Below are 13,689 nucleotides of genomic sequence, written 5' to 3'. Positions count from 1 at the left end.
GTTTTAACATCAATGCGCTGTTACTGTTTTATTCAAGTTTGTAGATATTGCTCTTAGCTGGTAGGTATTGCAAGTCCGGTTTTAATCGGCTCCATAGCTACAAAGGTCCGAAAGCTTTTAACATTATTATTTTCAAAAAATAATTCGCGGGTTAATCGCTCATAATCGCGCATGGTTTTAACCGTAATAATTAAGATAAAATCAGCATCCCCTGTCACATAATAGCATTGTTGCACTTCTGGTGCGGCATGAAACGAAGTTTTTGCACTTTCATAAAGGTCAAGCCTTTCGCTTTCCATAGATACCTGCGTAATGATTGTTATGCGTTGATCAAATTTTGTTGGGTCCAATAGAGCAATATTGCATTGGATAATGCCAAAATCCTCCATTTTTTTGATACGTCTTTGTATGGCTGGTGCAGATAAATGCACGGCCTTAGCAATTTCCCGTTGTGGCATTTTATTATTGGCTTGCAAAATATCCAATATTTTACGGTCAAACTCATCTAGCTCGATTAAGGGGCTCTGCATAAATAATTCGCTATTCTAAGGAATGATGAGTAATTCTTGTAAGTAACTTGCATTATTAAAAGAGGTTAATCGATATTTTTAATTTGGGTCTTACTTAGTTAAGGGAGGGTAACCTTAAATATTATCAAAGGATTTTTGCTTTATCGGAAGATCGGTTACTAAATTTCCATTCACATTTTTTAAGATAGAATATAATAAAAGGTCTTTACATTTTTAAATCTTATCAAATACTATACCACATTATTCTTGTGACATTATGTGGGTGGCTTATGATAAAATTTATAAAAATCTATTGTTTAAGCTTTTTTATTAGCATCATGGTTTTGCCGCTTGCTAGCTTAATATATTTGATTGACATAAATGATTATTATTCAAAAAACCTATTTATAGAGGCGGTTTATCCGTTTTTTTTAATAGTTGATGTTTACTTGCCAATTATAAATTTAATAATATTAATTTGCGTTGCTTTGCCACTTTATAAATTTTTTAAAAAAGTAAAATACCAACAAACATTGGTTATTTTTATTTATACGCAAGTTATAACTGCACTATCGTTTCTGTTAACTTTTATATGGGGTGATTACTTGCATGATAGCGAGGCTGGACTATTAGGTTTTTCATTTATTACCTCGTCGATTATGCTAGGTTTATTATTTGGAGCGATTTTTAAATGGCTTTATATTGATTTTTATGGCGAAGGACATGCAGCCTATTAGAGCGTTTTTTGAAAAGTGGGATGCGTTTTTCGGACAAGAAATGCGGTGTAAACAACGGATTAGAGCGCTGATCTGATCCAATCAGATCGAAATGCGCTCTAGGTTAGTTTTTTGCTTTTTATAGCTTGACTATTTACACCCTATTTTATTATTTTCGATCATGTTTTTTTATCGTTTTTTGCCGCCAAAGAAGCGGTATAAGAATAGCAAGTACAATGGGAAAAACCATCAAATTGATGAAAACCCAGCCGGCGCTTTGCAATAATGTACCAGATAAAAACGATGATAGTGCAACGCTGCCAAAAACAATAAAATCATTTATGCCTTGCATTTTTGTCTTGTTTTCCGGCGTTGATAGAGCTGCTATCATTGATGTTGCGCCAATAAAACCAAAGTTCCAGCCAAGGCCAAGTAAAATCAAAGCGCTGAAAAAACTAAGTAAGCTATAGCCAGTTAACGCCGCCAAAGCCGATAGCATGATAAGGCTAAGACCAATGGCAGAAATACGCTCCGCGCCAAATTTATTAATCAAACGGCCAGTTATAAAACTTGGAAGAAACATGGCTAAAATATGCCATTGAATACCAAGAGCGGCATGGTTAATTGAATGGTTATGGTCATGCATGGCCATGGGGGTAGCCGTCATTAAAAAGCTCATCAAGGCATAAGAAATGGCACCTGCTATGACAGCCAATAAAAAGCCCCGAATGCGCAAGATTTCAATAATTTTAGGCGCAGTTTTAGACGAGGTAACCTCGTCGCTGCGAGTGGTGCTTTCGCGTTTAGTTTTTGGGCGGTAAAAGAATAAAACGGGCAAGGCAAGCAAGGCCAGAAAGGTTTGACTAAAGAATGAACCTGCAAACTCAATGCCTTCATAACTATTTCTTGTCCAAATGACTAATTGCGGGCCAATAATTGCGGCAATAAGGCCGCCAACCATAATCCATGAAATGGCGCGGTTACGCATATTAATCGCTACATCATCAGTTGCTGCAAATCGATAGCTTTGCACATGGGCGCCATAAACGCCGGCCAATAAAGTGCCTATGCAAAATGTAAAAAACGAACCATGAATAATACCAAAAGCAGCAACAACACCTGATAATACACCAAATAAAGCCCCTAAAAAATAGGCATGGCGCCGGCCCAATTGCCGCATAAGCAGTGCTGCCGGTACAACACTTAAAGCAACGCCGGCTTGATAGATGGAAACGGGTAGGGTGGCGATAGCAGGATTTTCGCTTAAATTACGCCCCACCAAACCACCAAGGGAAATGATAATTGGCGGACTTGATGCACCAAGAGCTTGCGCTATGGTGAGCAGCATTAAATTTTTTCGGTTCCGCTTATCTGTTTCCATATGGTCCTCCCAAAACCTCTGGTCGTTATGTAATAATTTAAATTTTCTAAACTTTACCTACTTCTTTTAATCCTAAACGGTAAAACCACTAGTTTGCGATCAACTTTGATCTTACCTTTTTTATTTTTGTAAATATTGAAAATATGCTTGCTTTGATTCACCAGCCAGCAAGATTGTTCGATCTAGGATTAAAACCCAATTTTTCTTTCACCGGCTTAATTGCCGCACGGCTTCATATTTTGCACATAAATATCTTCAAATCGGGTCGAGGTGAAAGACGAAAGTGCCAAAATATTACCATCATAATTATAAATATGGTTTTCAAGCCAAGCAGGTTCCCCTTCTCCCATACAAACAGCCTTTGCCATAAGGCTATTGCCAATAATGGCACCATTTTCAAAGGCACAACCAGCTTCATAACGCGAAAGCTCATAAACAATATGGCGGTTATTGGTGGTAATTGTTTTAAGTGATGCTGGGCCGTCCATGCAGGCGTCACTATTCTCGCCAAATTGTTTACCCTTTAAGCGCTTGACAAAGGCGGTCAAATCCTTATTTTCGCTATATTGGCTAGGTTGATAGCCCCAAACACTCATAGCATGAATAAAAGCTGATTTTTCATCATTAAATGTCTTTGGTTGCTTGCATTGCGCATCATTGCAAACAGAATAGGGCGCCATCGAATTTACAGGTTCTTGCCCCGGGCTATCAAAGTCTAACATTTGCAGAGTTGAATCAAAAACACCAAGCAAGGCCGCGGTTCCAAGCAAGCCGGCGCATGCACCGGTATTTTCCTTTACCATGCTGTTGCAAGCAGTAGATTGAATTTTGAAATAATTTTCATGGGCAGGAATAAAACGCTCATCTTTGGTAACATTGCGTACAGCACCATTATCAATGGTTAATATTTGCATTGGTGGCATAGCCCCTGCATAGGCTGAAAACATAAAAAATCTGCTGTCATAGGTGATAAATTCCATTAAACCATCACCATCAATATCTTTTGGCAGCATAATGTCCCCATCAAACGAACCAACATTAATTAGCTTTGCACCATTACTATAATCTACGACATAAACTTCACTGCAACAATGGGCGCCACCACTAAAGATTGATAGAACAATATTATAATCAGCACCTTCGCTAAAGCGCGCTAAACTTATATTGCCGATGCGGCCATAATCCTCAAAGGTAAGGGCTTTTGCATTGGGCTTACTAATATCAAAACGCACTTTAAAATCATCATCACTTGATGAGGGGGTAACTTTAATTGTGATATCATTAAAGCGATAAATTTTTGCTCCATCCTGTGCTTGCCATTTGACTATATCATCCTCAAAGATCAATATACTATCTTGCGCAAAAGCAGTGGACAAATGAAGGCATGCAAGCCAAAAAAGTCCGATAGTAATACAAATTTTTTTCATAAAACCCCTCAAAACATATCACGTCGATTAGAAATATATGCGCTATTTTTAACCATAGGTTGTGCAAAATATTTCATATTTTTCTCACACACTTTAAATATAGTATTAAAAAAATATAGTAATCAAATTTGCCGTAAAACAATTAATTTGTAAAGATTAGAATGTTAAGCGTGTGGGAAGCCAAAAAGATGAAAATGTTTTACATAATTGGATAAAATAGCTCGGCAATCCAGTTGTGAGGAACGATAAATCATAGAATAGTAAAGGCAATATTTAAGAGTTTGAAATGACATTTTATTATATACCTGCTTTAAAATATTCAATTATAGCATTTATATTGCTTTATTGTTTCATTCATATCATTAAATATGTTGGAAAATTGCCTTATTATCATTTTTTAAAAGCAAAATTGGGGGATGCTTTTGGTAATATTGCTGCGCAGGTTGAACTTGGTGGGTTTATTATCAAGGTATCGTGGTTAAAGAAGATCTTAAAAAGGCGCTGAACCTTTTTCAACGGGGCGCCAACCACCAAAATTTAAAAGCCTATAATTGGCTTAGCCGTGCATATATCGATGGGATTGGTGTAAAGCAAAATAAGAACCTAGCTTTTGCGTGGTTTTTAAAATTAGCCAATCAAGGCCATATTCATCATCAAAATATTATTGGTTATATTATCTTCATGGCTTTGGCGATTTCAGCGAGATGAAAAAAATTGCTGCAAAATGGTTCAAAAAACTGCAAAACAAGATGATCCAATGGGGGAGGCGGTTCTTGGTTGGCTTTATTATACAGGCCAAGGGGTGGAAGCAAACACCGTACTTGCTGCCCGCTATTATCGAAGGGCGTTAAACCAACAATCGACATTGGTAGAATTTAATTTTGGCTTGGTCATTCAATATGGTTTAGTACAGTTAGACGCATCTATTTCTCCTTTTCATCGGGTATCGGCAGGTGATTTACCTTTAATTGAAGGGGTAGAACTTTATCGCAAAGCGGCGGCAAAAGGTCATGCTAAGGCGTTGTATCAATTAGGACCACTTCATGAAAATGGTCCATTCTTTACGCTTAACATGAAAAAAGCGATTAAATATTATGAAAAAGCCGCTGCCCAAAATATAATTGAAGCAAAACAACGCCTTCAATTCATACAGGGCAATAACTTAGTCAATCTTGGCTTTTTTAAGCACTATGCACAAACATGGAAGCAAGCCGAACTAGGAGGAACAATGCCCGATGATCTAACAATATTTATTATATAGTGATCTAACTATTGCGTAAGCTCAAAGCTTTTATCAATATAATTGCTTACATCTTCAGCCGACAAAATACCATTAAGTAAAATGCCAATCCAATGATCTTTATTCATATGATAAGCTGGGATAAAGCCTGGCGCATGGCTCAAGTGCTCTATCAATGCAGGATCACATTTGACATCGAGAACATCTATATCTCCTGCGCCTTCAAGACCGATTTTTTCGCGCGGTACATTCAATATAATGCCATACCATTTGCTGTTATCCTTATGCCGTAAAACTGCATATTCTGGGTATTTTTGCCAGGGATATTCCTCAATCGTTTGATATTTTTTTTGCACATATGCAAAAACCTGAGCTCTATCCATTTTATTTGCCTTTTCATCAAAGCTTAAGTCAATAATGCGTCATAAAAAAACGCTGATTGAAAGTTAATAAAATTAACAATGAAAATACTCTATCATTATAAATGTATTTTGAAAGATAATAAGCTATTATTTTTTTGCTTTCTATTCACATTTAAATGACTGATTTTACCCTTAATTATAAATAGAGAACTTAATTTACTTGCGAACTTTCAATTGATCATAAGCTTTGAAATGTGCAAATCTTTGTTTTATGGCTTTTAAAAACGGTAATAGCTTCACAGCTTTTTAAAAATCCTTTAAACTGATAGTTATTTTTTTAAAGGAAAACTGCATGAGCATGATCACCCGAATTTTTTGTGGCTTAATTGCCATGTTTTTTACCATTTTTAGCGTTTTTACCGCAAATGCTAGTGATAAGGGCAAACTTGATATTTCCGTTTATAATCCTGGCGATAAGGGTGTTTTTGCTGTATCGTCAGAAATACTTACTGGACCAAGCGAAGTTATGCTGATTGATGCCCAGTTTTCAACCGCTGATGCAGCAAATCTGGTCGAGCAGATCAAAGCAACCGGCAAGCCATTAAAAACAGTGTTCATTAGCCATAGCGATCCAGATTACTATTTTGGTTTAGAAACCATCAAAGCGGCTTTTCCTGATGTAAAAATCCTTGCAACACCGCAAACCGTTGCATTGATTGAAGCTAGTAAAGATGGAAAATTGGCTTTTTGGAAAGATATTTTAGCGCAAAACGCACCTAAAACGACTATAGTGCCAGAAGCTTTGAACGGCGACACACTTAACTTGGATGGTCATGAGATTAAAGTGATTGGACTTGATGGCCCAGCACCAGAGCGTACAGCACTGTGGATTGCTGATAATAAGGCGGTTGTTGGCGGTGTCATTGTTATGGCAAATGAGCATGTTTGGATGGCAGATACTCAAAGCCAAGAAGCAAGAGCTAATTGGATTAAAATGCTTGATGAGATTGAAGCATTAAAACCACAAATGGTAGTTCCGGGGCATTTTGTTGACAATAAGGATGGTAGCAAGCCATTTACCATTGCATCTGTACAATTTACCCGTGATTATTTGAAAGCGTTTGATGAGGAGGCGGCAAAAGCCAAAGATAGCAAGGAGCTTATTGCTGCTATGGAAAAGCGCTATCCTAATTTTGAAGGCAAAACATCATTAGAAATGAGTGCTGAGGTCATTAAAGGCGAACGTAAATGGCCGGCTGAATAGCAAATTTGACTATGGTCGGTTATAAACAGTCTAGTCTTGTATAAAAATAGAGCACGTTGCATCGAGCTTGCAAACGTGCTCTTATTTTTTTCTATTATCTGATAACACGGAAAATAGTTAGCCAAACACCGTTCAAATTGCAGGGTATTATGCAAAATAAAACTGAGCAACAGGATGACATTTTTGAAAATTTAGAAACCATTGTGGTTTTTAAAAAGGTAGTATGGCACTTTATAACCTGCTTGATAATTATGACAAAGCATATTGGCTTGATTTTCAAGAAAAAGTATTAATTCGTAAAGCGATGGAAAGGGATTAAACCCAAGAAATTCATGCTAAGCATCCATTATTGTTATGACAAAGAGGTTAAGCAAGATAAACAAAAGGCATAAGTAGGAACCGTAGTCCCTACATTTTTACTTATTTTACTTAAGTGCCATGTTAGGCAACTTTATACCAAATTTTGCAAATAAGAATTATGTGTTTAGTACATATAGAATAATACTGGTAAAATTTGGCTGTCTTGCAAATATTCAATAAATTCAAACACAGGATAAGCAATGAAGAAAACGAGACCATCACCAAAAGTTCGATAAAGTCGGTCTGGTTTGACGGTTAATTCTATTGCATCTTGAAAAAGCGAAAACTTAGGAAAAAAACGCGGTACTTTTTGGCAATATTGTTGATAAGGTGCACCAAAATTACCTTGTAAAAATTTTTCTTCTACTAGAATAACCCGTAAAAAAGCCAAATAACATAATAGCCCCATGACCAAAGCTAATATTAAGCTACCGGTTTGCGCACCAATGCCGATAGCACCAATAGTACTAAAGACATAAAGCGGATTGCGGCTCATTGAGTAAGGGCCAATGGCAACAATTTCAGCACTTTTGCGACCTCCAATATAAAGTGTGCACCACAAACGACCAATAATTGCAAAAACAATGAAGCTAAGACCAAAAGCTTCAATATATTCATGCATATGGCCGTACCATGAAGAGCGTATAAATAATAAGGCAAAGATTAAAAGCGCAATGATAATGCCAATAACATAGCGGCGCTTTTGTTGATATTTTCCCATTTCATGGATTGTTTTCATGGATTTTCCAATATTTTATTAGGCTAGATGATTTTTGCTTATTGAATAGAATTACGGCTAATTTAACACCAAAAACAGTGTCTTTTAAAATAATGATTAAAGGTCACAACTTTTATAATTGGATTGTAAACAACGCTGTATTGCCTTTTCAACTTGTTGCTTTTGCAAGTCGTTTAAAGAATTTTCTATTTCCTGCGCGCGCCCGACAAAATTTTGGTCATTTTGGCCAGCAATACGTGCCCACATATAGGCCAATTGTAAATTTTTTTCTACGCCATAACCTTGTTGATACATATAAGCAAGATTAGCTTGTCCGAGCGGCGAACCCGCTTTGGCGGCTTCTTCATACCATTTTGCTGCGCGTTTAAAATTTTGTGCAACACCAATTCCTTCTTCATACATGCGGCCAAGATTATTTTTACTCGCGGGAAAACCATTATTGGCCGACTTTAAAAACCAACGCAAAGCCATTTGATCGTCTTGGTTAGTGCCTTGTCCTGAAACATATAATAGCGCCAAACGGTTTTGTGCATAAGCATTGCCTTGCTCGGCAGCCTTTTGAAACCAAAAAAAAGCTTTTACAAAATCTTGCTTAATGACCATGCCATCTGCATAAAAATCGGCAAGGGCAAATTGTGCCACAACATCGCCTTTCTTGGCTTCTTCCTCCAACTCGGCAAGTTTTTGCATAGCCGCAGCATCTGGCTCTTCATGATGATCCGTCTGTTCAATTTTGTTTTGTTGATTTGCAGGTGCAAAGGAGATCGTCGCCAAATGAACAAAACCAGTAGCGAATAAAAGTGCTAAAACTCTAAAGATCAAAACGCCCCCCCAATCAACCTTGTTTATTTTTTTCTTACCACTCTAAATAACAAAATATAAAATCATTTTATAGACAATGTTTAATTCAAACCATGCGCCTATAAAAGTATGTTGCATGACGGGGCAATACTGGTTTTTTCAATTTATTGCCAAGTATAAATAAAACAGCATCTATGGTCACGTGCTATATTTACAAGCAGCAATAGCCCCTACCCAAAAGCTGCAATAGTCAATTACCTCCTTATGATTATAATATAGCAAAAAAGCGATATATATTTGATTTACTCATAGATTTACCACAGCTTCATATCAATTTATCAACTTGCCATATGTATATTTTTTAAGGTAATAGTTTAGCGATTAGTTAAATTATTACGATAGTTAAAAACATCACATATAAATAAGACATTCCTATCTCTTAAACACTAAAGCGGGAGCTATCATTTGAAAATGACGATTATTCGATTTATTTTAATTGCAATGACAAGTATTTTTCTTGTTAATTTTGGCTATAGCGGTGACTCAATTACTGATCTTCGTCAAAAAGCTGAGCAAGGCGATGTTAAAGCGCAATTTGATCTAGGCAATGCTTTATATGATGGCGATGGCGTGACAGAAGACAAGGTCGAGGCAGTAAAATGGTTTCGGCTTGCTGCCGATCAAGGTGATGCCGCAGCCCAATATAATTTAGGTATTGCTTATGATAATGGTCAAGGTGTTGAAGAAAATAAGGAAGAAGCGGTAAAATGGTATAGGCTTTCTGCAGAACAAGGCGATATGGACGCTCAATACAACCTTGGCGTTGCATTTTATGAAGGTACGGGTGTTGAAGAGGATAAAGCAGAAGCGGTAAAATGGTTTAAACTTGCAGCTGAGCAAGATTCACCCGAAGCCCAATATAATTTAGGTATTGCCTATTACCAAGGTGAGGGGGTTGAAGAGGATAAAACCGAGGCCGTCAAGTGGTTTAGGCTTTCTGCAGAACAAGGCGATGCCGAAGCACAGTATAATTTGGGTATTGCTTATGACAATGGCGAAGGCGTTGAAAAGAATAAAGTAGAAGCAGCAAAATGGTTTAAGCTTGCTGCAGAGCAGGGCGATTCAGATGGTCAATATAATTATGGTATTTGTCTAAGAGATGGTGAGGGCGTTAAACAAGATAAGGTGGAAGCGATTAAATGGTTTATGCTTGCGGCTGAACAAGGCGATGCTGACGCTCAATATACTCTTGGTGTTAGCTATATAAATGGTGAGGGCGTAAAAAGAAACAGAGCCGAAGCTATCAAATGGTTTAAGCTAGCGGCTGAACAGGGCGATACTGATGCAAAACTTGCTTTACGCCGATTTGCTCGATAAGCTGGCATAGTATTTAAATAATTAGTGCTATTGCAGTAGCTAAAAACAGATCATCTATTTGGGGGCTGCCCCTAAACATCTATAGGAGCGGTTATTGAAAACGCCGATTATAAAACTTTTTTTTATTGCAATAGCCAGTATGTTTTTCGTCAATTTTGCTCACAGTAACGACCTTATTGCAGATTTTCGCCAAAAAGCCGAGCAGGGCGATGCAATTGCTCAATTTGAAATGGGGGCAGCCTATGATATCGGCAAAGCCATTGCACAAGATAAGGTGCAAGCTGTTAAATGGTATCGCCTTTCAGCCGATCAAGGGTTTTCAAAAGCTCAATTTAATTTAGCGGTTAAATATTTGCTTGGTGATGGCGTTGAAATGAATAAGCTGGAAGCTGTAAAATGGTTTAAACGAGCAGCAGAACAAGGCGAAGTTCGATCTCAATATAATGTTGCTACCGCCTATTTAACGGGTGAGGGGGAAGTTAAAAATACGCTGGAAGCCATAAAGTGGTTTAAACTTGCCGTAGATCAGGGCTATGTCGATGCGCAATTTGCTTTAGCAAACATATATTTCTTTGGCGAAGGAATTGATAAGGATAGAGAGCAGGGGATTAAGCTATTTAAACTTGCTGCCGAGCAAGGCGATGCTAAATCTCAATATAATCTAGGAATTATCTATTATAATGGAATGGGCGTCACCATGGATAAGGTTGAGGCGGCAAAGTGGTATAGGCGGTCTGCCGATCAAGGATATGCTGATGCGCAATTTAACCTTGGTTGTAATTATATGCATGGCGAAGGGGTTGAAAAAAATATGGATGAAGCTGTTAAATGGTTTCAGCTTGCGGCGGCTCAAGGCCATGGATTTGCCCAAGATACGTTAAAACAATTGGGTAAATAAGGTATAAATCTAAAGCCATTATGGTTATTAAACCGCTATAGGAGTTGTCATTGAAAACGCACATAATCAAAATTTTATTAATAGCAATGGCAAGTATGTTGCTTGTCAATTTTGGTTACAGCAATGAAACTATTATAGATCTTCATAAAAAAGCCGAGCAAGGTGATGTTGATGCCCAACACAGTTTGGGCACGATGTATCTTAAGGGCGAAGGTGTTGCACAAGATAAGGCTGAGGGGATAAAATGGTTGCGCCTTGCAGCAGAACAAGGATCTGCAACGGCCCAAAATAATTTAGGACTTGCCTATTTAACTGGTTTTGGCGTTGAGCGTGATCCGTTTGAAGCAGTAAAATGGTTGGGTTTATCTGCCGAACAAGGCCATGCAAGAGCTCAATATAATCTGGCTCGCGCTTATCTTGATGGAGATGGAGTTAATCAAAATAATGCAGAAGCAATAAAGTGGTTTACACGTTCAGCCGAACAAAATTATGCTGCATCTCAATATATCCTTGGCGTTGCCTATGAAAATGGTCAAGGCGTTGAACAAGATAAAGCGGAAGCCATCAAATGGTACAAGCGTGCCGCCAGTCAAGGCTATGCTGCAGCGCAATATAATCTTGGTGTTATTTTGTACGCCAGTGATAAAATAGAAGCGATTAAATTATTCAAGCTTGCGGCTCAACAAGGTGATGAGGATGCATATCGAGCCTTAAAGCAATTGGGTGAATAGTTTAGCTTTTGCTAGGGTAAAACGCGAACATATCAATGATTTTGGTTTGAATTAAAGCAGCTATTATTTTTTAAAAAACAACTTTTAACTTTGAAAGAATATATTGTTTTATGCGCAATTATTGCGTTAAAATTTTAGGTCGCGATAATTCCAAGATCAAATTGGTCATGGCAGATGATTTTGATCTTGGGAAACTCTTCCATGACAAAATAAACAATCAAACGACCAAATTTGGCTATTTTAAATTTTAAACCTATCTTAAAATTTCAAATAGACAAGTTTTACTGATGGTAATTTCTCCATAGCATTTCGTTTGCATTAACAGCTTTTGCGCCGAATGTTTTTGAAAAATATGCCATTACTTGCTTTCACAAATACATAAAATCAATAATTAGAGCACGCTCAATTATAATAAACTCTTGTCAGCATGCTCTAATTGCGTTGTTCAATTAGTGGCAAAAAGCTTTAATATTATTTTACTTATGTTATTCTTTGGCGATTGGCGTATCGCTTTCAATAATTTGAACATCGCCTTGAATATTTTTAATTTTTTCTTCAGTGTCTTTCACCTGCTCACTATTATGAAGCACTGTATAAGTTAAGTCAAAAATAGTACTTTCACCGGCTTGTAATTGCTTGACGCGCTTTTGCTCCCTTTCAATCGTTACTGGATAAGCATAGCTTGTTCCAGGTTCAATCCCTGTTACATAGCCTTGTTTTTGCGTATCTGTATTTTTCCAAAGGGTTAAAACAGGCAATTCACGAATATCAAATTGAATAGCCGCGCCCTTATCGCCGGCTTTATTAATCACCGCTGCAATGGTTTTATGGTCTTTATCGGCAAGTGGTTCAATATTAAACACCATTTCGTCAAAGTCTTTTGTTGGGCCGGCAAAATCTTGCCATGTTTTCAAACCTGCCTTTGCATAATCATTGAATGGGCTAATTTTTGTCATTGGTGCGATAAAACGCGCCCCTTCTTCGAGCAAAGGTGTACCAAAATTGCTGTGATAGATGATTTGATAATCATGAGGATAATCAGCATGGTTGGTTAAAACATCATGAAGGGTAAAACTATTGCTGCCCGGTATATAGCGCAACTCTGTCATAGTTTGTAAATCTGCTTTTTTAAATGTGCTTTCTTTGACCAGGCCACGAATACGGATTTCATAAGGGGCTTTTTCATCAATTTCAACTTCAACCTGTGAAGCTGGTGTATTGCCAGCTTTACCGTGTAATGTGTAAATTTGGCCATCTGTAGTTACTGGGTGGCCCGTCCATTCAAAGCCACAACGAACCATCATTTCGTTAAAACCTTCAAGCCAGCCAACGCCATTTCTACTTTCAAGATTTATAAAAGCTGGATTAACCACTTCCTTAACCGGTGAATCCCATCCCATGCGCGTATTAAAACCTTCAACACGCAATAAATTCATGCCTCGTGTCGGAATAAGCGTTATTGTAAGCCCATCTTTACTCGTGATGGTTATAATCTTGCTGCCTTCTTGTTTGCCACCATGGAGAAGTTTTTGCTCAACAGTAAATTCTTTATCCTTGATAGCCAAGTCTTGACTGGTCATTTGCCAATTACCAGTTTCAATATTGTTCTCAGTACTGGTAAGAACCCATGTCTTGGCAGATAGTGGACTAGAAATTATCATTGCAATTGCAGTTAGTGCTAATGTTCTTTTCATTTTATCACTCCATGAAACGAAGATGATTCAAATTTAGCACAAGAATTGGATATAGCTTCATCAAAAATAAAAATACCCGAAAAATCAATACATTAGCATAGACTTTATTAGTGATGACGTTAGAGTATAAATATTTAAATATTATTTGTATTTTATCTACTTTATTATCAATTGCCTATTCCAAATAGCA

At 37.4% G+C, this 13,689-nt stretch carries 14 protein-coding genes; 7 read left to right on the top strand and 7 right to left on the bottom strand.

Annotation, left to right across the window (positions count from 1 at the left end):
• Positions 1–53: 53 nt before the first annotated feature.
• Positions 54–530, bottom strand: a complete 477-nt coding sequence (locus tag N6A79_RS15105) for an Lrp/AsnC family transcriptional regulator (RefSeq protein WP_263499813.1) — start codon at positions 528–530, stop codon at positions 54–56.
• Between the two features lie 269 nt (positions 531–799).
• Between N6A79_RS15105 and N6A79_RS15100 the strand changes: the two genes are divergently transcribed.
• Positions 800–1,246, top strand: a complete 447-nt coding sequence (locus N6A79_RS15100) for a hypothetical protein (RefSeq protein WP_268547637.1) — start codon at positions 800–802, stop codon at positions 1,244–1,246.
• Between the two features lie 148 nt (positions 1,247–1,394).
• Here the strand turns inward: N6A79_RS15100 and N6A79_RS15095 are convergent, their stop codons facing one another.
• Together N6A79_RS15095 and N6A79_RS15090 are read right to left on the bottom strand one after the other, a co-directional pair.
• On the bottom strand, positions 1,395–2,606 hold the full coding sequence (locus tag N6A79_RS15095) for an MFS transporter (protein ID WP_263499811.1): 1,212 nt from the start codon (positions 2,604–2,606) through the stop codon (positions 1,395–1,397).
• A 215-nt stretch (positions 2,607–2,821) separates the two neighbouring features.
• Entirely contained in the window at positions 2,822–4,033 is a 1,212-nt protein-coding gene (locus tag N6A79_RS15090; protein ID WP_263499810.1) for a hypothetical protein, read from the bottom strand.
• A gap of 474 nt (positions 4,034–4,507) precedes the next feature.
• Between N6A79_RS15090 and N6A79_RS15085 the strand changes: the two genes are divergently transcribed.
• Together N6A79_RS15085 and N6A79_RS15080 are read left to right on the top strand one after the other, a co-directional pair.
• Entirely contained in the window at positions 4,508–4,741 is a 234-nt protein-coding gene (locus N6A79_RS15085) for a tetratricopeptide repeat protein (protein WP_263499809.1), read from the top strand.
• Between the two features lie 16 nt (positions 4,742–4,757).
• On the top strand, positions 4,758–5,294 hold the full coding sequence (locus tag N6A79_RS15080) for a tetratricopeptide repeat protein (protein WP_263499808.1): 537 nt from the start codon (positions 4,758–4,760) through the stop codon (positions 5,292–5,294).
• An 8-nt stretch (positions 5,295–5,302) separates the two neighbouring features.
• Here the strand turns inward: N6A79_RS15080 and N6A79_RS15075 are convergent, their stop codons facing one another.
• Positions 5,303–5,656, bottom strand: coding sequence for an MmcQ/YjbR family DNA-binding protein (locus N6A79_RS15075; RefSeq protein ID WP_263499807.1), 354 nt, complete (start codon positions 5,654–5,656; stop codon positions 5,303–5,305).
• Between the two features lie 331 nt (positions 5,657–5,987).
• Here N6A79_RS15075 and N6A79_RS15070 point away from each other — a divergent pair, with 331 nt between their 5' ends.
• Positions 5,988–6,899 carry an MBL fold metallo-hydrolase gene (locus tag N6A79_RS15070; protein ID WP_442784292.1) on the top strand — a complete coding sequence of 304 codons (912 nt, stop codon included), beginning with the start codon at positions 5,988–5,990 and terminating at the stop codon, positions 6,897–6,899.
• 484 nt (positions 6,900–7,383) lie between these two features.
• Here the strand turns inward: N6A79_RS15070 and N6A79_RS15065 are convergent, their stop codons facing one another.
• On the bottom strand, positions 7,384–7,998 hold the full coding sequence (locus tag N6A79_RS15065) for a methyltransferase family protein (RefSeq protein ID WP_263499805.1): 615 nt from the start codon (positions 7,996–7,998) through the stop codon (positions 7,384–7,386).
• 96 nt (positions 7,999–8,094) lie between these two features.
• Positions 8,095–8,820 carry a tetratricopeptide repeat protein gene (locus N6A79_RS15060; protein ID WP_263499804.1) on the bottom strand — a complete coding sequence of 242 codons (726 nt, stop codon included), beginning with the start codon at positions 8,818–8,820 and terminating at the stop codon, positions 8,095–8,097.
• 450 nt (positions 8,821–9,270) lie between these two features.
• Here N6A79_RS15060 and N6A79_RS15055 point away from each other — a divergent pair, with 450 nt between their 5' ends.
• The 3 genes from N6A79_RS15055 (at position 9,271) to N6A79_RS15045 (ending at position 11,805) form a co-directional block, all read left to right on the top strand.
• Positions 9,271–10,176 (top strand): tetratricopeptide repeat protein, encoded by a 906-nt coding sequence (locus N6A79_RS15055; protein WP_263499803.1) that lies wholly within the window; start codon positions 9,271–9,273, stop codon positions 10,174–10,176.
• A 94-nt stretch (positions 10,177–10,270) separates the two neighbouring features.
• Complete coding sequence (locus tag N6A79_RS15050; RefSeq protein WP_263499802.1) at positions 10,271–11,074, top strand: tetratricopeptide repeat protein; 804 nt, start codon at positions 10,271–10,273, stop codon at positions 11,072–11,074.
• A gap of 50 nt (positions 11,075–11,124) precedes the next feature.
• On the top strand, positions 11,125–11,805 hold the full coding sequence (locus tag N6A79_RS15045) for a tetratricopeptide repeat protein (protein WP_268547634.1): 681 nt from the start codon (positions 11,125–11,127) through the stop codon (positions 11,803–11,805).
• A gap of 485 nt (positions 11,806–12,290) precedes the next feature.
• Here N6A79_RS15045 and N6A79_RS15040 read toward each other — a convergent pair whose 3' ends face one another.
• Positions 12,291–13,499 carry an aldose 1-epimerase family protein gene (locus N6A79_RS15040; protein WP_263499800.1) on the bottom strand — a complete coding sequence of 403 codons (1,209 nt, stop codon included), beginning with the start codon at positions 13,497–13,499 and terminating at the stop codon, positions 12,291–12,293.
• Positions 13,500–13,689: the final 190 nt, after the last annotated feature.

Source organism: Bartonella sp. HY761 (genome assembly GCF_026743145.1).
Taxonomy (GTDB): domain Bacteria; phylum Pseudomonadota; class Alphaproteobacteria; order Rhizobiales; family Rhizobiaceae; genus HY038.
The sequence above is the reverse complement of the archived record's forward strand: the minus strand, read 5'-3'. Positions and strand labels throughout refer to the sequence as shown.

Bases quoted from the DNA above. Each gene is read 5' to 3' on its own strand.
- N6A79_RS15080 (WP_263499808.1), top strand. From the start codon at position 4,758: ATGGTTCAAAAAACTGCAAAACAAGATGATCCAATGGGGGAGGCGGTT.
- N6A79_RS15100 (WP_268547637.1), top strand. From the start codon at position 800: ATGATAAAATTTATAAAAATCTATTGTTTAAGCTTTTTTATTAGCATC.
- N6A79_RS15075 (WP_263499807.1), bottom strand. From the start codon at position 5,656: ATGGATAGAGCTCAGGTTTTTGCATATGTGCAAAAAAAATATCAAACG.
- N6A79_RS15095 (WP_263499811.1), bottom strand. From the start codon at position 2,606: ATGGAAACAGATAAGCGGAACCGAAAAAATTTAATGCTGCTCACCATA.
- N6A79_RS15070 (WP_442784292.1), top strand. From the start codon at position 5,988: ATGAGCATGATCACCCGAATTTTTTGTGGCTTAATTGCCATGTTTTTT.
- N6A79_RS15065 (WP_263499805.1), bottom strand. From the start codon at position 7,998: ATGAAAACAATCCATGAAATGGGAAAATATCAACAAAAGCGCCGCTAT.
- N6A79_RS15105 (WP_263499813.1), bottom strand. From the start codon at position 530: ATGCAGAGCCCCTTAATCGAGCTAGATGAGTTTGACCGTAAAATATTG.
- N6A79_RS15055 (WP_263499803.1), top strand. From the start codon at position 9,271: ATGACGATTATTCGATTTATTTTAATTGCAATGACAAGTATTTTTCTT.
- N6A79_RS15040 (WP_263499800.1), bottom strand. From the start codon at position 13,499: ATGAAAAGAACATTAGCACTAACTGCAATTGCAATGATAATTTCTAGT.
- N6A79_RS15090 (WP_263499810.1), bottom strand. From the start codon at position 4,033: ATGAAAAAAATTTGTATTACTATCGGACTTTTTTGGCTTGCATGCCTT.